General features: G+C 69.4%; 19 protein-coding genes. 11 read left to right on the top strand and 8 right to left on the bottom strand.

The genetic code is table 11. The features are described 5' to 3' along the window. Window positions 1–1,224 carry an alpha/beta hydrolase gene (locus tag ACZ7M7_RS03600; protein WP_472112414.1) on the bottom strand — a complete coding sequence of 408 codons (1,224 nt, stop codon included), beginning with the start codon at window positions 1,222–1,224 and terminating at the stop codon, window positions 1–3. A gap of 93 nt (window positions 1,225–1,317) precedes the next feature. After that, a complete protein-coding gene (locus tag ACZ7M7_RS03595; protein ID WP_383595773.1) occupies window positions 1,318–1,944 on the bottom strand; it encodes a TetR family transcriptional regulator in 627 nt (208 codons plus the stop codon). A gap of 66 nt (window positions 1,945–2,010) precedes the next feature. Between ACZ7M7_RS03595 and ACZ7M7_RS03590 the strand changes: the two genes are divergently transcribed. Both ACZ7M7_RS03590 and ACZ7M7_RS03585 read left to right on the top strand, forming a co-directional pair. After that, window positions 2,011–3,630 (top strand): MFS transporter, encoded by a 1,620-nt coding sequence (locus tag ACZ7M7_RS03590; RefSeq protein ID WP_472112410.1) that lies wholly within the window; start codon window positions 2,011–2,013, stop codon window positions 3,628–3,630. Between the two features lie 201 nt (window positions 3,631–3,831). After that, entirely contained in the window at window positions 3,832–4,137 is a 306-nt protein-coding gene (locus ACZ7M7_RS03585; RefSeq protein WP_328428040.1) for a small hydrophobic protein, read from the top strand. Between the two features lie 597 nt (window positions 4,138–4,734). Here the strand turns inward: ACZ7M7_RS03585 and ACZ7M7_RS03580 are convergent. Both ACZ7M7_RS03580 and aceE read right to left on the bottom strand, forming a co-directional pair. Continuing rightward, the gene (locus ACZ7M7_RS03580) at window positions 4,735–5,496 is read right to left on the bottom strand and encodes a potassium channel family protein (RefSeq protein ID WP_451167085.1); all 762 of its coding nucleotides are present in this window, start codon (window positions 5,494–5,496) and stop codon (window positions 4,735–4,737) included. Between the two features lie 83 nt (window positions 5,497–5,579). Then, window positions 5,580–8,327, bottom strand: a complete 2,748-nt coding sequence (gene aceE / locus ACZ7M7_RS03575; RefSeq protein ID WP_472112406.1) for a pyruvate dehydrogenase (acetyl-transferring), homodimeric type — start codon at window positions 8,325–8,327, stop codon at window positions 5,580–5,582. A 354-nt stretch (window positions 8,328–8,681) separates the two neighbouring features. Here aceE and ACZ7M7_RS03570 point away from each other — a divergent pair, with 354 nt between their 5' ends. From ACZ7M7_RS03570 to ACZ7M7_RS03545, 6 genes are all read left to right on the top strand, one after another. After that, window positions 8,682–9,119 carry a DUF3052 domain-containing protein gene (locus ACZ7M7_RS03570; protein WP_328428043.1) on the top strand — a complete coding sequence of 146 codons (438 nt, stop codon included), beginning with the start codon at window positions 8,682–8,684 and terminating at the stop codon, window positions 9,117–9,119. Window positions 9,120–9,275: 156 nt separating this feature from the next. Continuing rightward, on the top strand, window positions 9,276–9,734 hold the full coding sequence (locus tag ACZ7M7_RS03565; RefSeq protein ID WP_328428044.1) for a peroxiredoxin: 459 nt from the start codon (window positions 9,276–9,278) through the stop codon (window positions 9,732–9,734). A gap of 148 nt (window positions 9,735–9,882) precedes the next feature. Beyond that, window positions 9,883–10,458, top strand: coding sequence for a TerD family protein (locus ACZ7M7_RS03560; RefSeq protein WP_383595787.1), 576 nt, complete (start codon window positions 9,883–9,885; stop codon window positions 10,456–10,458). Window positions 10,459–10,579: 121 nt separating this feature from the next. After that, window positions 10,580–11,155 (top strand): TerD family protein, encoded by a 576-nt coding sequence (locus ACZ7M7_RS03555; protein WP_383595789.1) that lies wholly within the window; start codon window positions 10,580–10,582, stop codon window positions 11,153–11,155. A gap of 122 nt (window positions 11,156–11,277) precedes the next feature. Continuing rightward, window positions 11,278–12,426, top strand: a complete 1,149-nt coding sequence (locus ACZ7M7_RS03550) for a DUF475 domain-containing protein (RefSeq protein ID WP_472112402.1) — start codon at window positions 11,278–11,280, stop codon at window positions 12,424–12,426. A 103-nt stretch (window positions 12,427–12,529) separates the two neighbouring features. Then, a complete protein-coding gene (locus tag ACZ7M7_RS03545; RefSeq protein ID WP_383595792.1) occupies window positions 12,530–13,267 on the top strand; it encodes a TerD family protein in 738 nt (245 codons plus the stop codon). A 58-nt stretch (window positions 13,268–13,325) separates the two neighbouring features. Here ACZ7M7_RS03545 and ACZ7M7_RS03540 read toward each other — a convergent pair whose 3' ends face one another. Then, entirely contained in the window at window positions 13,326–14,135 is an 810-nt protein-coding gene (locus tag ACZ7M7_RS03540) for a TerD family protein (protein ID WP_472112399.1), read from the bottom strand. A 188-nt stretch (window positions 14,136–14,323) separates the two neighbouring features. Between ACZ7M7_RS03540 and ACZ7M7_RS03535 the strand changes: the two genes are divergently transcribed. From ACZ7M7_RS03535 to ACZ7M7_RS03525, 3 genes are read left to right on the top strand one after another with little or no spacing between them, the layout of a single operon-like run. Next, window positions 14,324–15,493: an HpcH/HpaI aldolase/citrate lyase family protein gene (locus ACZ7M7_RS03535; protein WP_472112396.1), complete on the top strand. Its 1,170-nt coding sequence runs from the start codon at window positions 14,324–14,326 to the stop codon at window positions 15,491–15,493. Between the two features lie 53 nt (window positions 15,494–15,546). Continuing rightward, entirely contained in the window at window positions 15,547–18,216 is a 2,670-nt protein-coding gene (locus ACZ7M7_RS03530) for a phosphoribosyltransferase (protein WP_472112392.1), read from the top strand. Continuing rightward, entirely contained in the window at window positions 18,216–19,031 is an 816-nt protein-coding gene (locus tag ACZ7M7_RS03525) for an HAD family hydrolase (RefSeq protein WP_383595803.1), read from the top strand. The genes ACZ7M7_RS03530 and ACZ7M7_RS03525 overlap by 1 nt, the downstream gene beginning before the upstream one ends. Window positions 19,032–19,136: 105 nt before the next feature. Here ACZ7M7_RS03525 and ACZ7M7_RS03520 read toward each other — a convergent pair whose 3' ends face one another. From ACZ7M7_RS03520 to ACZ7M7_RS03510, 3 genes are all read right to left on the bottom strand, one after another. Continuing rightward, on the bottom strand, window positions 19,137–19,358 hold the full coding sequence (locus ACZ7M7_RS03520) for an FmdB family zinc ribbon protein (protein ID WP_383595806.1): 222 nt from the start codon (window positions 19,356–19,358) through the stop codon (window positions 19,137–19,139). Between the two features lie 18 nt (window positions 19,359–19,376). After that, a complete protein-coding gene (locus ACZ7M7_RS03515; protein WP_472112388.1) occupies window positions 19,377–20,852 on the bottom strand; it encodes a hypothetical protein in 1,476 nt (491 codons plus the stop codon). 74 nt (window positions 20,853–20,926) lie between these two features. Then, on the bottom strand, window positions 20,927–21,700 hold the full coding sequence (locus ACZ7M7_RS03510; protein ID WP_472112385.1) for a DUF4097 family beta strand repeat-containing protein: 774 nt from the start codon (window positions 21,698–21,700) through the stop codon (window positions 20,927–20,929). Between the last annotated feature and the right edge of the window lie 87 nt (window positions 21,701–21,787).

The following is a 21,787-nucleotide window of genomic DNA, read 5'->3' as shown; positions in this document are numbered from 1 at the left end:
CTACGCGCGTCCGGCCGACGCCGTGTCGGACAAACCCACCCGACAGGCCTCGGCATCGTCCGCGCACTGTACGGAGTCATATGCGCCAACTCCGATCTCGGCGAAGTTCGCCACACTGTCCGTACCCGGCTCGAAGTAGCCGCCGTGTCCCTTCGCCTCGCGCGCCGACAGCACGCGCGCCCCGAACGCCGACGACACCGGGTCCTCGCCGTGCCCCAGCCCGCCGACCTCGAGATACGGCACGTCCTGGACCCAGTCGTCCGCGTCCCGCATCGCCCACACATGGGCGGACGTGCGCAGGTGGGATGCCTTCGCGACCCGCATGCCGGGGCTGCCGGCCACCGCTATGTCGGCCACTCGATTCGGCAGCTCGGGCGCGGCGAGGCCGCACAGCACCGAGCCGTAGCTGTGGCAGAAGAGGGAGACCGGCGAGCTGCCGGGCAGGCCGCGCACCAGCGCGTTCAGACGTACGGCCCCGCTCTGCGCCCGCATCGCGGTCGCCGACTCGATGCCGAGTCCGCCGGGCGAGGTGTAGTCGGCCCAGGCGATCACGGCCGTACGCGTCGCGGGGCTGATCTCGCGCTCGGTCGCGTACAGGGACTGCGCCATGCCGACCGGTGCGGAGTACTTGCGGCTGGTGTCGGTGCGCTGGAAGGTGAGCACGTCGGTGTCGACGCCGGGGACGACGACCGAGATCCGCTCGGCCTTGGGCAGATCGCCGAACACCTCCGCGACGCGTCCCGCCCCGTCCGGGTCGAAGGCGAGGATGTGCCGGTCCGCCTCCATCATCGCCTCGAAGCGGTCCATACGGCGGCCCGCCTCGCGCTGACCGGAGGGCGTGAGCCGTTCGTCGTGCATGCGCTTGCGCTCGACCTTGCGGGCCTGGTCGAGCGCGACCCGGTTGGCGCTGTAGCGCAGCTCGACCGGCGCGCCGTTCATGTTGCCGACGGCGAGCGGATAGCGCTTGACGAGGCCGGCGCGCTGCACATCGGTGAGCGAGGCGAAGAACCGGGCGAGCTTCGTGGGGGAGGAGTCGGCGTCCGGCAGGGAGTGTCCGGCGATGCTGCCGTGCTCCCAGGCGCTGATCGAGGCCTGCAGCGGCGCGGCGCTGCGGTGGTGGCGCAGGGCGGTCCAGCCGGTGGTCGCCAGCATCACGAACACCACGGCCAGTGCGAGCAGCGCGCGCCAGACGTTGAGTTGCGGGGTCGTGTCGAAGGAAGTCACTGGGAGGACACACTAGGAGAACGAGAGGGTCTCGCGTTAACCAAGTGATAGGTATCACGTTTCGATCAAGACGGCGTTAACGGGCCGATGACCTCAGCGTGTTCGCCAGCTCTCGCTGAGTGCCGGGCCGACCTGTTCGAGATATGAGACGGTCAGTGCCCGCATGGCGTCCAGGCTGAAGTCCTCCCCGGTGCTCCACTGACGCTCCGTCAGCCGCATCACACCACCGAACACGGCCACCGCCAGCCGCGGTCGCGGATCGGTGTCGAGGTCGACCCCCTCGCGCTCGGCGAGGATGCGAGCGATCGCCTCCTCGATCTCCACCGAACGGCGCAGATGCGCGGCGAGCAGGACGGGTGTCGACTCGATCACCTGGTACATCCGCAGATACAGCTCGACGGGTACGACGGCCTCGATCACCTCGTTGAGCGTGTCCCAGCCCTCCAGCACGGCCTGGCGCAGCGCCTCCATCGGGGCCTCGTGCGGCGGGCGCTCGCGCACCGCCTCCAGGAAGTGCGCCACCGTCATGTCCTGAAGGGCGAGGGCGGCCTCCTCCTTGCCGGCGAAGTAGCGGAAGAACGTGCGCTGCGACACATCGACGGCCGCCGCGATGTCGTCGACGGTGGTGTGCTCGTAACCCTGGGTGGTGAAGAGCTCCAGCGCGGTACGCAGCAGTGCTTCCCGGGTGCGCTGCTTCTTGCGTTCGCGCAGTGTTTCCATACGTGTCAGTAACCGACTTGTGAATTGGTTTGTCAATTGTCAGTGGCTGTCATTAGCCTCGAACGCATGACTAGTCAGACCACCATCAAAACGACGGGGCCGGGGGACCAGGCGCCAGTAGCCCCGTCGGATGCGACGCCGGCCAAGGGGCTGCGAGGCCACCCTTGGTTCACCCTCATCACCGTCGCGGTCGGGGTCATGATGGTGGCCCTGGACGGCACCATCGTGGCCATCGCCAACCCGGCCATCCAGAAGGACCTCGGCGCCACCTTCGCCCAGGTGCAGTGGATCACCAACGGTTACTTCCTCGCCCTCGCGGTCGCCCTGATCACCGCCGGCAAGCTCGGTGACCGGTTCGGGCACCGGCAGACCTTCCTGATCGGCGTGGTCGGCTTCGCCGCCGCCTCCGGTGCGATCGGGCTGTCCAGCAGCATCGGGGCGGTCGTCACGTTCCGTGTCTTCCAGGGCCTGTTCGGCGCGCTGCTGATGCCGGCCGCGCTCGGCCTGCTGCGGGCGACGTTCCCGGCCGAGAAGCTCAACATGGCCATCGGCATCTGGGGCATGGTCATCGGTGCCTCCACCGCCGGCGGCCCGATCCTCGGCGGCGTCCTGGTGGAGCACGTCAACTGGCAGTCGGTGTTCTTCATCAACGTGCCGGTCGGCATCCTCGCCGTCGTACTGGGCGTCGTGATCCTCCTGGACCACCGTGCCGAGAAGGCGCCGCGCTCCTTCGACATCCTCGGCATAGCCCTGCTCTCGGCGGCGATGTTCTCCCTGGTCTGGGCCCTGATCAAGGCCCCGGAGTGGGGCTGGGGCGCCGGTCAGACGTGGCTGTTCATCGCCGGGTCGGTCGTGGGCTTCGCGCTCTTCGCGTTCTGGGAGACACGGGTCAAGGAGCCGCTGATCCCGCTCGCCCTGTTCCGCTCGGTCCCGCTCTCCGCGGGTGTCGTGCTGATGGTCCTGATGGCCATCGCGTTCATGGGCGGCCTGTTCTTCGTGACGTTCTACCTGCAGAACGTCCATGGCATGAGCCCCATCGACGCCGGTCTCCACCTCCTCCCCCTCACGGGCATGATGATCGTCGGCTCGCCGCTCGCGGGCGCGATGATCACCAAGTTCGGTCCGCGTGTTCCGCTGGCCGGCGGCATGGCGCTCACCGCGATCGCCATGTACGGCATGTCCACGCTGGAGACGGACACCGGCAGCGGCATCATGTCGGTCTGGTTCGCCCTGCTCGGCCTCGGCCTCGCGCCGGTCATGGTCGGCGCCACGGAGGTCATCGTCGGCAACGCGCCCATGGAGCTGTCCGGTGTGGCCGGCGGTCTCCAGCAGGCCGCGATGCAGATCGGCGGCAGCCTCGGTACGGCCGTCCTGGGCGCCGTCATGGCCTCCAAGGTCGACAGCGACCTCGCCGGCAACTGGACCTCCGCGGGACTGCCGCCGCTCACCGCGGCCCAGGAGGCCCAGGCCTCGGAGGCGGTCCAGGTCGGCGTGCCGCCGCTGGCTCCCGGCACGCCGGACGCCATCGCCGCGAAGATCACGGACGTCGCGCACGACACGTTCATCTCGGGCATGAGCCTGGCGTCCCTGGTCGCCGCGGGCGTGGCGGTCGTCGCGGTCTTCGTGGCGTTCCTCACCAAGCGGGGCGAGAACGCGGAAGCGGGTGCGGGCGCGGCCCACATCTGACGGGATTCCGGCGGAGTTCGCCTATCAGGGTGACTCCGCCGAAGATCCTTCCCCTCCGGCAAGCGTGCAGGTCACAGTGGGTCAAGCCAGGGCCTGCGGCGCGCTGCCGGAGGGGGTCGGCGCGCCACAGGCCCGACGCGCAGGCATGAGCCGCGCACCGTGGGTACTCGCCAAGTCGAACGCCGAATCAGGGAGTTGACGATGGCGGGCTTCTCGCACGGAACGCGCAGGCACCCCCGCTCACGTGGCCGGACGTGGTCACGGACCGGGCCGGATCGCGCGACTCTGGGGATCGTAGGAACCATCTGCGCGGTCGCCGGTTTCTTCGTACTGGGCCTCATCCTCGGCCCGGCAGCCATCATCTGCGGCTGGCTGGCCATGGGCCGCACCTGGTCAGGAGCCCGCCCTGTCCCCGCCCTGATCGCCGTGGTCCTGGGCGCCATCGACACCCTGCTGGCCATCCTGTGGCTGGCGGGGACGGCGACACCGGGCAACGGCTTCTTCTGACACAGCCGCGGGCGAAGGCGCCCGGGCCGACTGCGGGCAACCCTGTGAGTCGGCCGGGGGCGCCGGCGCGGCTGCACGTACGCGCGCCGGGCCCACATAGCTACGAGTGATCGTGCCCCGGATGCGGCCGGGAAGCAGACCCCGCACGCCCGCGGGCGCCTGCGCCGAGCTGCCGATGCGGCCACGAGTGTCGGGTCCCACCTGGCTCCGGGTAGCCGTCGTGCCGGTGTGGCTGCGGCACCTGCTGTGGATACGGTCGCGTCCCCTGCGTCGACGCGGTCGCGGGCACCGTGTCCTCCTGGGGGCGGGTAGTCGTCGTGCCGGTGTGGCTGCGGCACCTGCTGCGGACAAAGGCCGCGCCCCCTGCGTCGACGCGGTCGCGGGCACCGTGCTCACCTGGCTGCGGGTAACCGTGCCGGACCCGCTTCGCCCAACCCAACTGCGGGCAGTCGTGCCGCCGGGGCTGCGCGGGCGAGCGTGCCGACCCAGCGTGAGCCTCGACGCCGGGCCGTCGGCCGAAACGGGGCTGCTCCCCAGCAACCGGAGCCGACGGCCTCGGTTCCGCCGCCGCGGGCGAGCCCCAACCCCGGCCCCCAGTCAACGAGGCTGCTCCTCCGCGACCTGCCCCGGCACAGTCGCCCCCGACAGCGAAGCGACTTCCGCCCGCAGCGCCCGAACCTCCTCCGTCAGCACCCGTATCGCCTCTGTCTGCCGCCGCTCCTCCACGTCGTCCTTCTCGAACCGCGCTATGAACCACGCGGCGATGTTCGCGGTCACGACACCCAGCAGGGCGATCCCGGACAGCATCAGCCCCACCGCGAGCATCCGCCCCACCCCGGTGGTCGGCGCATGGTCCCCGTACCCGACCGTCGTCATGGTGGTGAACGACCACCACACGGCGTCACCCAGCGTCTTGATGTTCCCGTCCGGCGAGTCCCGCTCCACGGACAGCACCGCCAGCGACCCGAACATCAGCAGCCCGACCACCGCCCCGGCGACATACGTGGTCAGCCGTATCTGCGAAGCCATCCGCGCCCGCTGCCCCACCAACAGCAGCGTCGACACGAGCCGCAGCAGCCGAAGCGGCTGTATCAGCGGCAGCAGCACCGCGCACAGATCGAGCCAGTGCGACCGCACGAACTCCCCGCGCCGCTCCGCGAGCCCGAGCCGGACCACGTAGTCCACCGCGAACGCGCCCCACACCACCCACTCCACCGCGAGGCACACGTCCACCACGTCCCGCCCCGCGTCGGGCGAGACGATCGGTACGGCATAGGCCACGGCAAAGGCCAGGGCGAGGGCGAAAAGGGGTCGCTGGGTGAACCGTTCCCAACGGACTTGCGCGAGCGGTCGCTTCATGGCCGCATCGTAGGAAATGTGAAGGGGCGGTGTGCCCGCAGGTCACCCACGGGCACACCACCCCATCGAGCAGTTGACGGACGCTACGCGTCGCCGCCCGCGGCCCCCGGGTCCGCCGCCGACACATCGAGCAGCTGGTAGCGGTCGATCGCCTGCTTCAGCACCGACCGGTCCACCTTCCCCTCCTTGGCCAGCTCGGTGAGCACTCCCACCACGATCGACTGCGCGTCGATGTGGAAGAAGCGCCGGGCCGCACCGCGGGTGTCCGCGAAGCCGAACCCGTCCGCACCCAGCGACTGGTACGTCCCCGGCACCCACCGCGCGATCTGGTCCGGCACCGCCCGCATCCAGTCGGAAACGGCCACGAAAGGCCCCTCGGCGCCGCTCAGTTTCCGCGTCACCCACGGAACCCGCTGCTCCTCCTCCGGGTGCAGCAGGTTGTGCTCCTCGCACTCCACGGCCTCGCGGCGCAGCTCGTTCCATGAGGTCGCCGACCACACGTCGGCCTTGACGTTCCACTCCTCGGCCAGGAGCTTCTGCGCCTCGACCGCCCAGGGGACCGCCACACCGGACGCCATGATCTGCGCCGGGATCGACCCCGAAGGGCCCTCGCTGATGCGGTGGACGCCCTTGAGGATGCCCTCGACGTCCACGTTCTCCGGCTCGGCCGGGTGCTGGATCGGCTCGTTGTAGACGGTCAGGTAGTAGAAGACGTCCTCGCCGTGCGGGTGTTCGGCGTCCCCGCCGTACATCCGGCGCAGCCCGTCCTGCACGATGTGCGCGATCTCGTACGAGTACGCCGGGTCGTACGCGACACAGCCCGGGTTCGTGGAGGCGAGCAGCTGCGAGTGGCCGTCGGCGTGCTGGAGACCCTCACCGGTCAGGGTCGTACGGCCGGCGGTCGCACCCAGCACGAACCCGCGCGCCAGCTGGTCGGCCATCTGCCAGAACTGGTCGCCGGTGCGCTGGAATCCGAACATCGAGTAGAAGACGTACACCGGGATCAGCGGCTCGCCGTGCGTGGCGTAAGCCGAACCCGCCGCGATCAGCGAGGCCGTGCAGCCCGCCTCGGAGATGCCGTCGTGCAGCATCTGGCCCTGCGGCGACTCCTTGTAGGCGAGCAGCAGATCGCGGTCGACCGCCTCGTACTGCTGGCCGAGCGGGTTGTAGATCTTCGCGCTCGGGAAGAACGAGTCCATGCCGAACGTGCGGTACTCGTCCGGCGCGATCAGCACGAAACGCTTGCCGAGCTCCTTGTCCCGCATGAGGTCCTTGAGGAGACGGACAAAGGCCATGGTCGTCGCGATCGACTGATGACCCGAGCCCTTCTTCACGGTCGCGTACGTCTTGTCGTCCGGCAGAGCCAGCGGCTTCGACCGCACGACACGCGTCGGGACGTACCCGCCGAGCCCCTTGCGGCGGTCGTGCATGTACTGGATCTCCTCGGAGTCCCGCCCCGGGTGGTAGTACGGCGGGAGCCCGCTCTCCAGGTCCTTGTCCGCGATCGGCAGGTGCAGGCGGTCACGGAAGCGCTTGAGGTCGTCGACCGTCAGCTTCTTCATCTGGTGCGTGGCGTTGCGGCCCTCGAAGTTGGGACCCAGCGTCCAGCCCTTGATCGTCTTGGCCAGGATCACCGTGGGCTGGCCCTTGTGCGCCTTGGCCGCCGAGAACGCCGCGAAGACCTTCCTGTGGTCGTGACCGCCGCGGCCCAGGTGCAGGATCTGGTCGTCGGTCATGCCCTCGACCATCGCGCGCAGCCGCTGGTCGTCGCCGAAGAAGTGGTCGCGGATGTAGGCGCCGGTCTCGGTGGCGTACGTCTGGAACTGGCCGTCCGGCGTGGTGTTCATCCGGTTGACCAGGAGGCCGTCGCGGTCCTGCGCGAGCAGCGGGTCCCAGGTGCGGTCCCAGATCAGCTTGATGACGTTCCAGCCGGCGCCTCGGAAGATCGACTCCAGCTCCTGGATGACCTTGCCGTTGCCCCGTACCGGCCCGTCGAGGCGCTGCAGGTTGCAGTTCACCACGAAGGTGAGGTTGTCCAGGCCCTCGCGCGCGGCGATGGACAGCTGGCCGAGCGACTCCGGCTCGTCCATCTCGCCGTCGCCCAGGAATGCCCACACCTGCGACTTGGAGGTGTCCGCGATGCCGCGCGCCTCCATGTAGCGGTTCATCCGCGCCTGGTAGATCGCGCCGATCGGGCCGAGGCCCATGGACACGGTCGGGAACTCCCAGAAGTCCGGCATCGACCGCGGGTGCGGGTAGCTGGACAGGCCGTGGCGCGCCTTCGACTTCTCCTGCCGGAAGGCGTCGAGGTTCTGCTCGCTGAGGCGGTCCAGCAGGAACGCGCGCGCGTAGATGCCCGGGGAGGCGTGGCCCTGGAAGAAGACCTGGTCGCCGCCGTCGCCCTCGTCCTTGCCGCGGAAGAAGTGGTTGAAGCCCACGTCGTAGAGGGAGGCCGAGGAGGCGAACGTGGCGATGTGACCGCCGACGCCGATGCCGGGGCGCTGGGCCCTGGACACCATGACCGCGGCGTTCCACCGGGTCGCGTTGAGGATCTTGCGCTCGATCTCCTCGTTGCCCGGGAAGAACGGCTCGTCCTTGGTGGCGATCGTGTTGACGTAGTCCGTGCTGCGCATCTCGGGCACGGCCACGCGCTTCTCGCGGGCCCGCTCGATCAGCCGCAGCATCAGATAGCGGGCCCGCTCCCGGCCGCGCTCGTCCACGGCGGCGTCGAGGGAGTCGAGCCACTCCTGGGTTTCCTCGGGATCGAAGTCAGGAACCTGACTCGGAAGGCCGCCAATGATGATCGGGTTGCGATCTGATCCGGAAGCCACGCTGTTCCTTACCTGTCAGAGGGCCGTTTTTCTCAGGGTCTGCACCGCTCCCCATCGTGTACCTCGGGGCGCCAAACGTCATCTCTACTGTGAGGTAACCCGGGGCCTGGTGAACGGCGGAGTGACCATGGATGGTTCCCAAACGCACAAAGGGGGCAGATTGGTGTGGTGCGCGTCACCTTGAGACGATGGTGGCGTGCCTGGAGTTGCGGTGACACGTTCAGGAACGTCACCGTTTCGGCGGTCTGAACGGCCGGGTACTTGCGCGATCCGCCCCGCCCGTGTGGACTACGGCCAATGCTTCGCGCACGCGCGTGGCTGAGTTATTCCCAAGACATGATCAGGAGGCAACCCGTGAGCGCGACCGCGGACCACGCGGAGGAGCGGACGAACCCTGCCGTCAGGCTGGGGTTCCAGCCCGAGCAGGTGGTCCAGGAGATCGGCTACGACGAGGACGTAGACCAGGAACTCCGCGAGTCCATTGAGGAAGTCGTCGGCAGCGAACTCGTGGACGAGGACTACGACGACGTCGCCGATGCCGTGGTGCTGTGGTTCCGCGACGAGGACGGCGACCTGACGGATGCGCTGGTGGACGCCACCACGTACATCGAAGAAGGCGGCTCGATCCTGCTCCTCACGCCCAAGACCGGCCGTGATGGCTACGTGGAGCCCAGCGACATCTCTGAAGCGTCGACCACAGCGGGTCTGTCGGCGTCCAAGAGCGTCAGCGTCGGCAAGGACTGGAGTGGCAGCCGGCTGGTGACGCCCAAGGCCGCGAAGTCCAAGAAGTAGCCGAATCGAAGTGACCCACGGCTGAGACGACCGCCGTACGGGCCCACCTTGCCGGGCTGGACTGCAAAGTCCAGCCCGGCTCATGCGTGTGCCCCGGAGATCGCTGCGTAGGGTGGATGCCACCCGAACAGCCTCACCGAAGGGACATTCACGACGATGGCGATCCAGGTCGGCGACAAGGCCCCCGACTTCGAGCTCAAGGACAACCACGGCGCGACCGTGAAGCTCTCCGACTTCCGCGGTTCCAAGAACGTCGTCCTGCTCTTCTACCCCTTCGCCTTCACCGGTGTGTGCACCGGTGAGCTGTGCGAGGTGCGCGACAACCTGCCGCAGTTCGCCGACCGCGACACGCAGGTCCTCGCCGTCTCCAACGACTCCATCCACACCCTGCGCGTCTTCGCCGAGCAGGAGGGCCTGGAGTACCCGCTGCTCAGCGACTTCTGGCCGCACGGCGAGGTCAGCCGTGCCTACGGTGTCTTCGCCGAGGACAAGGGCTGCGCGGTGCGCGGCACCTTCGTCATCGACAAGGAGGGCGTGGTCCGCTGGACCGTCGTCAACGCCCTGCCGGACGCGCGCGACCTGAGCGAGTACGTCAAGGCGCTCGACACCCTCTGATCCCGTCCGGTCCCTCTGGTGACCGACACCCGTGATTCTTCGGTACCAAGGCATGCAAGCCACGGGAACCCGTTACTAGGATCGACTCGTTGATCCGATATCAAACGCACGGCGGGGCTCCCCGCCCCTGGAAACCAATGGAGGACTCGTGGGAGTCAGCCTCAGCAAGGGCGGCAACGTATCACTGAGCAAGGAGGCCCCGGGCCTCACTGCGGTCATCGTCGGTCTGGGGTGGGACATCCGCACCACGACCGGCACCGACTTCGACCTCGACGCCAGCGCGCTGCTGACGAACGCGGAGGGCAAGGTCGCCAGCGACGCCAACTTCGTGTTCTTCAACAACCTCAAGAGCGCCGACGGCTCGGTCGAACACACCGGCGACAACCTCACCGGTGAGGGCGAGGGCGACGACGAGCAGATCAAGATCAACCTCGTCGGCGTCCCGGCGGACGTCGAGAAGATCGTCTTCCCGGTGTCGATCTACGACGCCGAGAACCGTCAGCAGTCCTTCGGGCAGGTGCGCAACGCGTTCATCCGCGTCGTCAACCAGGCCGGCGGCGCCGAGATCGCGCGCTACGACCTCTCGGAGGACGCGTCCACCGAGACCGCGATGGTCTTCGGCGAACTGTACCGGCACGGTGCGGAGTGGAAGTTCCGCGCCATCGGCCAGGGCTACGCGTCGGGTCTGCGCGGTATCGCGCAGGACTTCGGTGTGAACGTCTGAGTTCGACATCGGAGGTGACCGTTCAGGACACCACTGGCTGAGTCCGGCGCCGCTCCCGTTTGGGTGCGGCGCCGGATGCGCAGGACAACCAAACAAGCATCACGCGGGGAGGACCAGCATCATGGGCGTCACGCTCGCCAAGGGAGGAAACGTCTCCCTGTCCAAGGCCGCACCCAATCTCACCCAGGTGATGATCGGGCTCGGCTGGGACGCGCGCTCCACCACCGGAGCCCCCTTCGACCTCGACGCCAGCGCACTGGTGTGCAGCAGCGGACGAGTGCTGGGCGATGAGTGGTTCGTCTTCTACAACCAGCTCAAGAGCCCGGACGGCTCGGTGGAACACACCGGGGACAACCTCACCGGCGAGGGTGACGGCGACGACGAGTCGCTCCTGATCGACCTTTCCAAGGTGCCGGCCCAATGCGACAAGATCGTCTTTCCTGTCTCGATCCATATGGCCGACGATCGCGGCCAGACCTTCGGCCAGGTCAGCAATGCCTTCATCCGCGTGGTGAACCAGGCCGACGGCCAGGAACTCGCCCGCTACGACCTGAGCGAGGACGCCTCCACCGAGACCGCGATGATCTTCGGCGAGGTCTATCGCTACCAGGGGGAGTGGAAGTTCCGAGCGGTGGGACAGGGGTACGCGTCCGGACTCCGGGGCATCGCGCTCGACTTCGGGGTCAACGTCTCATAACGCGATATGAGCAAAAGCCGGGCCCCGGTGGGGTACGAAGGGTGGCCGACTAGACTTCGGTTCAAAGTTTCGTAAAGCCGAGTGCGCGGGTCGGACCCGTACACACAGGGATTGGGTAGCCAGTGGTTCTGAAAACCTTCGGCTGGTCGTTCGCGGTCACCGCGCTCGGCCTCGTTGCAGCGGTCCTCTTCGGGGGGTGGACCGCCCTCGGCATCGTGGCGATCCTCTCCGTCCTCGAGATCTCGCTGTCCTTCGACAACGCGGTGGTCAACGCCGGAATTCTGAAGAAGATGAATGCCTTCTGGCAGAAGATCTTCCTCACCATCGGCATCCTGATCGCCGTCTTCGGTATGCGACTGGTCTTCCCCGTCGTCATCGTCGCGATCAGTGCCTCGCTGGGCCCGATCGAGGCAGTCGACCTCGCGCTCAGCGACAAGGACCGCTACCAGGAGCTCGTCACCGACGCCCACCCGGCGATCGCCGCGTTCGGTGGCATGTTCCTGCTGATGATCTTCCTGGACTTCATCTTCGAGGACCGGGACATCAAGTGGCTCGGCTGGCTGGAGCGCCCGCTGGCCAAGCTCGGCAAGATCGACATGCTGTCGGTCTGCATCGCGCTGATCGTCCTGCTGATCTCCGCGCTGACCTTCGCGGCCAACGCCCACCAGCACGGCGGCGCGCACGTCGACAAGGCGGAGACGGTCCTGCTCTCCGGCATCGGCGGCCTGATCACCTACATGATCGTGGGTGGTCTCTCCGGCTTCTTCGAGGACAAGCTCGAAGAGGAGGAGGAACGCGAGCACGAGGCGGAGGAAGAGGCCGAGCGCACCGGCAAGCCCCGCTCCGCCGTCGCCCTGGCGGGCAAGGCCGCCTTCTTCATGTTCCTCTACCTCGAGGTCCTGGACGCGTCCTTCTCCTTCGACGGCGTGATCGGCGCCTTCGCCATCACCAACGACATCGTCCTGATGGCCCTGGGCCTCGGTATCGGCGCGATGTACGTCCGGTCGCTGACCGTGTACCTGGTCCGCCAGGGCACCCTCGACGACTACGTCTACCTGGAGCACGGCGCGCACTACGCCATCGGCGCGCTCGCCATGATCCTGCTGGTCACCATCCAGTACGAGATCAACGAGATCATCACCGGCCTGATCGGTGTGGTCCTGATCGGTGCCTCCTTCTGGTCCTCCGTCCGCCGCAACCGCGCGCTGGCGGCGGCGGAGGGAAAGGCCGAGGGATCGGACGAGAAGACTGAGGTCTCGTCCGGGGTGTGACACCCCTGCGGGTGAGGAACGCTCTCGACGGGGCGGCCGGACGTCCGGCCGCCCCGTCGGTTTTTCCAAATGAACGCGGGGCTTAGCGGGACGTGGGGGCGGAATGGGCTTCTTGGACGGACTCTGGCGGGGGCGGGCGGCCGAGTTCGACTCGGGCAGCGCGTCGTCGAACTCGATCGAGCTGACGAAGCGGCACGATCGCGTCTCGCTCACCAAGCAGGGCGCTGCCACGGGGCATCTGCGCATCAACCTGACGTGGCGCATGCGCACGTCCGACATCGGCGGGTCGCAGCGGGAGAGTCTGCTGCGGCACCCCTTCAAGGCGCTCAAGCCGCCGGAGGTGCTCGGGCACAGCCAGAGCATGGTCAACGTCGACCTCGACCTCGGGGCGCTGTACGAGCTCACCGACGGGACGAAGGGCGTCGTCCAGCCGCTGGGCGGATTCCTCGGCGACGTCAACGCCCCGCCGTACGTGAAGCTCAGCGGGGACGACCGGTTCGGTTCGGCGTCCGGGGAGACGATCTACGTCAACCTCGACCACCGGGAGAACATAAAGCGGCTGCTGGTCTTCGTGTACATCTACGACCAGACGCCTGCCTTCGACCGTACGCACGCGATCGTCACCCTGTATCCGAGCAACGGGCCCCGTATCGAGATAGGCCTCGACGAGCGGCACCCGCAGGCCCGGTCCTGTGCGGTGGTGATGATCGAGAACGTGAAGGGGGAGATCTGGGTTCGCCGGGAGGTCAAGTTCGTCTACGGCTTCCAGGCCGAGCTGGATCGGTTGTTCGGGTGGGGTTTGCAGTGGGGGCGCGGCTACAAGACGAAGGCGGAGAAGTAGTCGCACCCCGGCTCGGGCCCTTGTGCGGTGTGGCGGCGCCCCTGACGGGGCGCCCCCGTCACCGTCCGATGAACTGCGGGCCCTGGGGCGGCAGGTTGAACTCCTGGTGCTGTACGGCCGTCACCGGAGGCGGGTAGCCGTAACCCGACTGGGCCATCGCCGGCTGGCTCGTCGGCTGGGGGTAGCCATAGGCCGGCTGGGTCGGCGGGGGCTGCTGGGGATAGCCGTACGACGGCTGGGGCGGGACCGTCGTCGTCGGCTGCTCCGGGGGCAGGGGCTGGGAGATCTCCGGCGAGGGGGCCGGCGCGGGCTCCTCGGCCATCTCCGACTCGTCCACCGAGATGCCGAAGTCCGTGGCCAGGCCCCTGAGGCCGTCCGAATAGCCCTCGCCCAGGGCGCGGAACTTCCAGCCCTCGCCGCGGCGGTACAGCTCGCCGCAGATCAGGGCCGTCTCCTCACCCGTCTCCGGCTTGATGTCGAAGTACGCCAGCGGATCACCGTCGGTGGCCGCCGCGTCGTACAGCAGGATGCGCAGATCCCGTACGCGGTCGAAGGCGACGCCATCCGCCGAAGCGACCAGCAGAATCTGGCCGACGCTCGGCTCGACACCGGACAGATCTGTCTGGATCGTGTCGGTGAGGCCCTCGGCTCCCCGCTTCTTGCCGAGTCGCCAGACCTGCCCGGAGGGGTGCCGGGGCTGGTTGTAGAAGACGAAGTCCTCGTCGGAGCGGACGCGACCGTCGGGGCCGAGGAGAAGTGCCGAGGCATCGACATCCGGGACCCCCTGCCCGGGCGTCCAGCGCAGCACGGCGCGTACCGTCGTGGCTTCGAGCGGGACGTTCGACCCCTTCAACATCGCGTGCGTCATGCGGTCATCCTGCCCTCTCCGTCCTGGTCACGACAACGCGGGGGGTGAACAGGCCGTGCGCGCCCGTGTTTGTCCGCGTTACCAGAAATTCATGCCCGTCGGGAACCCCTGACATGGGTATCTACGTACTATTACCGGCCACCTGTGAACCGGTCACAGGGGCCACAGAGTCACCACGGGGGAGCTCTATGCGTCATTTCGGGCACATTGCCCCGGAGGTGCGGCAGCGCCTCTTCCACCGGGAGCCGTGCGAGTTCTCCGCCGACTCCCCGGCCAGGCTGCTCTCCGCGGCCCTGGGCGCCACGCTCTACAGTCCCGCCACCCGGCCGCAGCTCGCCGACGACATCGTCAAGCAGGCCGGACGCGGCGTGGTCTCGATGGTGCTGTGCCTGGAGGACTCCATCAACGACGAGGACGTGGCGGAGGGCGAGGAGAACCTGGTCCGCCAGTTCACCGACCTCGCCGGGCGCGAGGGCGTCGCGGACCTGCCGCTGCTCTTCATCCGGGTCCGTACGCCCGAGCAGATCCCTGATCTCGTACGCCGGCTCGGTCCCGCCGTAGGGCTGCTGTCCGGATTCGTGCTGCCGAAGTTCACCGAAGAGCGCGGCATGCCCTTCCTGGAGGCCCTCGCCCTCGCCGAGGCCGAGAGCGGACGCCGACTGTTCGCCATGCCGGTGCTGGAGTCGCCCACCCTGCTCTACCGCGAGTCACGCGTGGAGACCCTGGAGGGCATCTTCCGCTCCGTCGACAAGTACCGGGAGCGGGTGCTGGCCCTGCGCCTGGGCGTCACCGACTTCTGCTCCTCGTACGGACTGCGCCGGGCCCCGGACATGACCGCGTACGACGTCCAGATCGTCGCCTCCGTGATCGCCGACGTGGTGAACATGCTGGGGCGGGCCGACGGCACCGGGTTCACGGTGACCGGGCCGGTGTGGGAGTACTTCCGCGTGCAGGAACGTATGTTCAAGCCGCAGCTGCGCCGCAGCCCCTTCCTCGAAGGGCAGGCCGAGGAGCTTCGCGAGGCCCTCATCGAGCACTCCATGGACGGCCTGCTGCGCGAGATCACGCTCGACCACGCCAACGGACTGCTCGGCAAGACCTGCATCCACCCGTCCCACGTACTGCCCGTGCACGCACTGTCCGTGGTCAGTCACGAGGAGTTCAGCGACGCCAAGGACATCCTGAAGCCCGAGCGCTGCGGCGGGGGTGTACTGAGGTCGCAGTACACGAACAAGATGAACGAGGTGAAGCCGCACCGAGCCTGGGCCGAGCGGACCATGCTGCGGGCCGAGGTGTTTGGTGTGGCCAACGAGGACATCGGCTTCGTGGAACTGCTCGCCGCCGGAATCCCGGCCTGACCAGGCCGAACGACCGCAATCCACCGGCCGAACGACTTCTGACCAAGGGACGCATGAACAACGCAGTGAACGACGGGGTCTGGTCCGGGAGCTGGGTCGCCGAACGGCTCGGAGTCCAGCTCGTGGGCGACGACGGGCTCACCCGGATGCTGGGGCTGGCCCTGCGCCGCAACCCCAAGCGGGCACATCTGCTCGTCTCCAACGTGCTCGGCAAGCACGTACCGCAGTCACCCTCCGTGGTGTACGGCGCCGGCTTCGCCCTCGGCCGCCGGGTGCGGGACCTTCTGGGCCCCGAGGAGGCCGCCAGGGCGGTCGTCCTCGGCTACGCGGAGACGGCGACCGGGCTCGGCCACTCCGTCGCCGACGGTGTGGGTCTCGCCCCGTATCTGCACTCCACGCGCCGCCCGGTCGCCGGGGTTGCCCGTGCGGGCGGCTTCGAGGAGTCCCACTCGCACGCCACGTCCCACTTGCTGCTGCCGGAGGACCCGGCGCTGCTGGCCGGCGACGGGCCGCTGGTTCTGGTCGACGACGAGTTCTCCACGGGGAACACGGTGCTGAACACCGTCCGGGATCTTCATTCGCGGTATCCGCGGCGGAGGTACGTGGTCGTCGCCCTGGTCGACATGAGGTCGGCCGCTGACGCCGGGCGGCTGGAGGAGTTCGCGCGGGAGATCGGGGCGCGGGTCGATCTGGTGGCGGCGGCTTCGGGGACCGTAAGGCTGCCGGAGGGGGTGCTGGAGAAGGGGCAGGAGCTGGTCGCGCGGTTCGAGGCCGAGAGTGCCGCGGCGGGTGGTTTGTCGTCCGCGGCGCCGTCAGGGCCGGTCACGCAGCTCCCCGCGCCCCCGGACAGCGGCGTTGCCGGACCCGCGTCCGAGGCTCTCGCCCCGAGTCCTGAAACCGACGGCCGGCCCCACTCCCCAGGGGCGCGGGGCCGTGTTGAATCTGCGGCTGCCGCCGCGTGGGCGCGACCAGCCCCCACCGGCCCGCACCCGGCAGACGAGCGCACCCACCCCCACGTCACCCGTGTCGAACTGGCCTGGCCCCGCCGCCTCCCCGATGGCGGCCGGCACGGCTTCACGCCCGCGCACCGCACCCGCCTCGAAGCCGCCCTCCCCGCCATGGCAGCCCGCCTCACAGAGGCGCTCCCGGCTGACGCGCGGAGCGTCCTCGTGCTCGGTTTCGAGGAGCTGATGTACGCCCCCCTCAGGCTCGCCCGCGAGCTGGAGCAGGTCGCCGACGCGGAGGTCCGCTACTCGACCACCACCCGCTCACCCGTCCTCGCCGTCGACGACCCCGGCTACGCGATACGCACCCGCCTCGTCTTCCCGGCCCACGACGACCCCGCCGACGGCCCCGGCGAGCGCTACGCCTACAACGTCGCGGGCGCCGGCTTCGACGCCGTCATAGCCGTCGTCGACTCGGCCGCCGACACCCCCGAACTGCACGCGGACGACGGCCTGTTGGCGCAACTAGCCGCCCACACCCCGCACGTCCTGCTCGCGGTCGTGCCGTCGTACGTCCCCGAGCCGCCGCACCTCGCCGTTTCTCCTGGAGACACATCCACCATGCTGCCCGAGCCCCTCCGCGGCCCCGCCTTCTCCTCATACGCCCCTCAGGAGGTCGGCTGGCTGCTCCAGGACCTCTCGGACGTGACGCTGGAGGCGCCGACCGAGGAGCGCGAGGAGGCGATCCAGAGCGGCGGCGCGCACTACGCCGAGTCGCTGCCGGTCGAGTACCAGCCGAGCGAGCAGTACCAGGCACTGTTCCACGCGGCGCTGGAGGAGTCGGCGGCGCGACTGGCACAGGCCGTGGGCGCCGTCACCGAGCTCGTGCTCGCCGAGCGGTCGCCCCGCCCCGTGCTCGTCTCGCTCGCCCGCGCCGGCACCCCCGTGGGCGTACTCATGCGCCGCTGGGCCCAGTTCCGGCACGGCCTCGAACTCCCGCACTACGCCGTGTCGATCGTGCGCGGCCGGGGCATCGACGCCAACGCCCTGCGATGGCTGGCACAGCACCACGACCCACGTGACGTCGTCTTCGTCGACGGCTGGACCGGCAAGGGCGCCATCACCCGCGAACTCGCCGTGGCCCTGGAGGAGTTCGAGAAGTCCGACGGCGTCACCGGCTTCGACCCCGAGATCGCCGTACTGGCAGACCCGGGCTCGTGCGTGCGGACGTACGGCACCCGCGAGGACTTCCTCATCCCGTCCGCGTGCCTCAACTCCACGGTGTCCGGCTTGATTTCGCGTACGGTCCTGCGCGCGGACCTGGTCGGCCCGAACGACTACCACGGCGCGAAGTTCTACCGCGAACTCGCCGGCGTCGACGTCTCCGTCGCCTTCCTGGACGCCGTGGCAGCGCGTTTCCCGGAGGTCGTGGACGCGGTCGAGGCGACGGCCAAGGAGCTGCTGTCCGGCGACCGCGAGCCGACCTGGGAGGGCTGGGCCGCCGTCGAGCGCATCAGCGAGGAGCACGGCATCCACGACGTGAACCTCGTCAAGCCCGGCGTCGGCGAGACCACCCGCGTGCTGCTGCGCCGGGTGCCCTGGAAGATCCTGGCCAGGGCCGGCGCCGGAGCCGACCTGGACCACGTACGTCTGCTGGCCGAACAGAGAGGGGTCCCGGTGGAAGAGGTCACCGAACTGCCGTACACCTGCGTGGGGTTGATCCACCCCAAGTACACGCGGGGCGCGACGGGTGCCGACGGCAAGGCGGTGAACGTCTGATGCCGGTACTGGTGGCGAGCGACCTCGACCGTACGCTCATCTACTCCGCCGCGGCCCTCGCGCTGACCATGCCGGACCCGCGGGCGCCCCGGCTGCTGTGCGTGGAGGTGCACGAGAGCAAGCCGCTGTCGTACATGACCGAGACCGCGGCCCAGCTGCTGACCGACCTCGGCGACGCGGCGGTCTTCGTACCGACGACGACCCGGACCCGCAAGCAGTACCAGCGCATCAACCTGCCGGGCCCCGAGCCCAAGTACGCGATCTGCGCCAACGGCGGCCACCTGCTCGTCGACGGCGTCTCCGACCCCGACTGGAACGCACAGGTCATGGCCCGGCTGGCCGAGCAGTGCGCGCCGCTCGCGGAGGTGCAGGACCACCTGATGGCGACGGCGTCCCCGGCGTGGGTACGCAAGCACCGGATCGCCGAGGACCTCTTCGCCTACCTCGTCGTCGAGCGCGAGCTGCTGCCCGAGGAGTGGGTGAAGGAGCTCGCGGTGTGGGCGGAGAACCGGGGCTGGACGGTGTCCTTGCAGGGCCGCAAGCTCTACGCCGTCCCGAAGCCCCTCACCAAGAGCGCCGCCATGCACGAGGTCGCCCGCCGCACCGGTGCGGAACTGACGCTGGCGGCCGGTGACTCCCTGCTCGACGCCGACCTGCTGCTGGCCGCCGACAGGGGCTGGCGCCCGGGGCACGGCGAACTGGCCGACACCGACTTCACCGCCCCGGCGATCAGCGCGCTGCCGGAGCGGGGGGTGCTGGCGGGGGAGCGGATCCTGAGGGAGTTCTTGAAAGCGACCGGGACGACAGCGCCCTGAGGGGCGCGGGGCTGTGTTGAATCTGCGGCTACCGCCGCGCGGGCGCGACAAGCCACGACGATGCCGCACCTGCATGACCGCATCGCGCGGCACCCCCGTAGGCGACTAACCGCAACACCCTCCACCACAGCACCCGCCCCCGCCGCCGGCAGGCTTCGGCGCGGGGGCGGGAGCCGAGGCCGTGCCGCCCACCGCGACCGTCGACAGCAGCTTCACCGTGTCCTCATGCCCCGCAGGGCACGCGGCCGGGTCGGAGGACTCCGCCATCGGACGACTCAGTTCGAACGTGTCGCCGCAGCTGCGGCAGCGGTACTCATAGCGAGGCATGCGCACAGGTTAGCCCCGTCAGTGTCCGGCCCCGCGCTCCTCACGGATCTGGGCGACGACCCGGGCCACCGTCTGCCGTACCGCCTCGGTCTCGGTCAGGAAGTGCCAGTAGTCCGGGTGGCGGCCCTCCAGTGTGCCGATGGCCCGCTCCAGCCGCGCGACGGAGTCGTCCAGCGGGCGCGCGTGCCGCGGATCGGGCGTGTTCCGCCCCGCCATGGCCAGCCGCTGGGCGTCCCGGATCGCGAATCGGGTCCGGTCGATCTCCTGCTGCGGATCCTTCTGCACGGCGTTCAGCTGCCGCAGCCGGTCACCGGCGGCGGACACCGACTCGTCGGTGCTGTTCAGCAGCGCACGCACCGTCGACAGCAGCGCGGTGGCGTCCGGCCAGCGCTGCTCGTCGCGCGCGGCCTGCGCCTCCTTCAGCTTCAGCTCGGCCTGCCGTACGTTCTCCCCGGCCCGGTCCGGGACGCTCTGCAGGTCCTGCCAGCAAGCCACAGTGAACCGCCGCCGCAGCTCGCTCAGCACCGGCTCCACCTGCCCGGCACGCGTGGTCAGCGCCTGCGCGCGCGTCCGCAGCGACACCAGCCGGTGATCGATCTCGGCGGCCTTCTCCGGCAGCCGCTCGGCCTCCACCCGGACCGCTTCCGCCTCCCGCGCGACCCGCTCGGCCCGCTCCAGCGTCTGCGGGACGCCATGCTGCCCGGCCCCCTGATTCAGCTTGGTGAGCTCCGGGGCGAGGGCCGCGAGCCGGGCCGCGAGGTCGTCCGCCTTCAGCCCCGACCCCCGTACGGCATCCAGGGCGTTCGACGCGGACAGCAGGCCCTGCCGGGCGCGCTCGACGGCCGGGGCGAGGCGGGCCAGCTGTGTCTCGGCCTTGCCGAGCAGCGGCCCGAGCCCGTCCGTGAACCGGTCCAGCTCGCGCTTGGCCTTGTCGAGCTCGTCCTTGGCCTTCGTCAGCTCCGTACGGGCATGGGAGGCGGCCGACGCCTCCAGGTCGTCACGGTCGAGGTCATGGGCGTCGACGGCCTGGATGTACTGGTGACTGACCTCGTCGATACGCCGCCCGAGCGCCTCGAAGTCGGTGATCGCCCGGCGGGCGGCCGGCGAGGCGTCCACCGCCGTGATCGTCTCGATCGAGATCCGCAGATCCCGCTGGGCGGTGTCCAGCTCGTAGAACGCGGCCGCCGCGGCATCCTTCGCGGCCTGCGCCTCGGCTCGCTGGCTCTCGGCCCGCCCGCCGAACCACCGCCGCGTACCACCGCCGGCGAACGCGGCGGGCAGGACGAGGGCGGCGACGAGGGGGAGCGCCACCAGGGCGAGGGTGTCGCGGACGGCGAGGCGGGCGCCCCGGGCGACACGGACCGCGCCGCGCGAGACGTGATCGATGTCAGGGACGTGAGCGACCTTACGGACGGGAAACGGGGCCTGCCGCGCGGGATGCCCCTGCGCGCCCGGCACTGACGGCGAGTTCGGCTGTGGAGGTGTCGCCGTCACATCCCTCTCCCGTGCTGTCATTCACCCTGCCCGGTGTCATTCTCCCACCGGTTTAGGACGAACACACGGGCCGGTTAGTTCGCGGTTCGGACAGTGACTTTTCCGTCACCGGTGCGGGCGGAGACGACGTGGGAGCTGGTGTTGTCCCGGGGCACGGACACATCGACCGAGCCGTCACCGGTCTCGGTGGCCACGCGGTACGTGGCCCGGGGCAGCTCGATCGTCACCGAACCGTCGCCGCTGCGGGTCTCCACCAGGTCCGGCACGGTGCCGAGTTCGAGCCGGACCGAGCCGTCCGAGGTCTGCGCCTTGACCTGCCGCGAGGACACGTCGGAAACACGCACCGACCCGTCTCCCGTCCTCAGGTCCAGCGGCCCACTGGAGTCGGTGACCCGCACGGACCCGTCCCCCGTACGGATGCTCAACGCATCCCGGAACCCCCGCGCCCGCACGCTCCCGTCCCCGTCCTCGACCTTCACCTTGACGCCGCGCGGCACCTCGATACGGTGCTTGGTCGAGCAGTTCGCGATCATGCCCGAGCACTTCTCCCGCAGTACCAGCCGGTCGTCCTCCATCGCCCATGTCACCTTCGGATCCGACCCGATCGCGACCGACCCCTGGAACCACCGGGTCACCTCCACGGCGCCGGCCTTGTTCCTGTCGGCGGCGACGATCTCCAGCGCGGAGTCGTCGGAGTCGATGGTCAGCGTCCGCCCCTCGAGCGCGAAGGACCGCCGCTCAGGGTCCTTGTCGTCCCCGGCGGAGGCCCCACAGGCGGTGACCCCGCCCAGCAGCACCACGACGGCCCCGGCAACCACGACAGCACGGACGGGAACGGTACGGGCCATGACGATCTCCCCCTGGACTTCCTCAGGACTTCCCTGAGGCCGACCTTTACGGCCCAGGGTTGCGGCGATGCTTCGACCGTACGGATC

It is taken from the genome of Streptomyces sp. NPDC111606 (assembly GCF_055656945.1).
Note: the sequence above shows the minus strand (reverse complement) of the source record. Positions and strands in the feature narration are given on the sequence as shown.

Excerpts from the sequence above, each read along its gene's own strand:
- ACZ7M7_RS03595 (WP_383595773.1), bottom strand. The coding sequence starts at position 1,944 with ATGGAAACACTGCGCGAACGCAAGAAGCAGCGCACCCGGGAAGCACTG.
- ACZ7M7_RS03555 (WP_383595789.1), top strand. The coding sequence starts at position 10,580 with ATGGGCGTCACGCTCGCCAAGGGAGGAAACGTCTCCCTGTCCAAGGCC.
- ACZ7M7_RS03535 (WP_472112396.1), top strand. The coding sequence starts at position 14,324 with ATGCGTCATTTCGGGCACATTGCCCCGGAGGTGCGGCAGCGCCTCTTC.
- ACZ7M7_RS03510 (WP_472112385.1), bottom strand. The coding sequence starts at position 21,700 with ATGGCCCGTACCGTTCCCGTCCGTGCTGTCGTGGTTGCCGGGGCCGTC.
- ACZ7M7_RS03545 (WP_383595792.1), top strand. The coding sequence starts at position 12,530 with ATGGGCTTCTTGGACGGACTCTGGCGGGGGCGGGCGGCCGAGTTCGAC.
- ACZ7M7_RS03580 (WP_451167085.1), bottom strand. The coding sequence starts at position 5,496 with ATGAAGCGACCGCTCGCGCAAGTCCGTTGGGAACGGTTCACCCAGCGA.
- ACZ7M7_RS03530 (WP_472112392.1), top strand. The coding sequence starts at position 15,547 with ATGAACAACGCAGTGAACGACGGGGTCTGGTCCGGGAGCTGGGTCGCC.
- ACZ7M7_RS03525 (WP_383595803.1), top strand. The coding sequence starts at position 18,216 with ATGCCGGTACTGGTGGCGAGCGACCTCGACCGTACGCTCATCTACTCC.
- ACZ7M7_RS03565 (WP_328428044.1), top strand. The coding sequence starts at position 9,276 with ATGGCGATCCAGGTCGGCGACAAGGCCCCCGACTTCGAGCTCAAGGAC.
- ACZ7M7_RS03540 (WP_472112399.1), bottom strand. The coding sequence starts at position 14,135 with ATGACGCACGCGATGTTGAAGGGGTCGAACGTCCCGCTCGAAGCCACG.
- ACZ7M7_RS03590 (WP_472112410.1), top strand. The coding sequence starts at position 2,011 with ATGACTAGTCAGACCACCATCAAAACGACGGGGCCGGGGGACCAGGCG.
- ACZ7M7_RS03585 (WP_328428040.1), top strand. The coding sequence starts at position 3,832 with ATGGCGGGCTTCTCGCACGGAACGCGCAGGCACCCCCGCTCACGTGGC.
- ACZ7M7_RS03520 (WP_383595806.1), bottom strand. The coding sequence starts at position 19,358 with ATGCCTCGCTATGAGTACCGCTGCCGCAGCTGCGGCGACACGTTCGAA.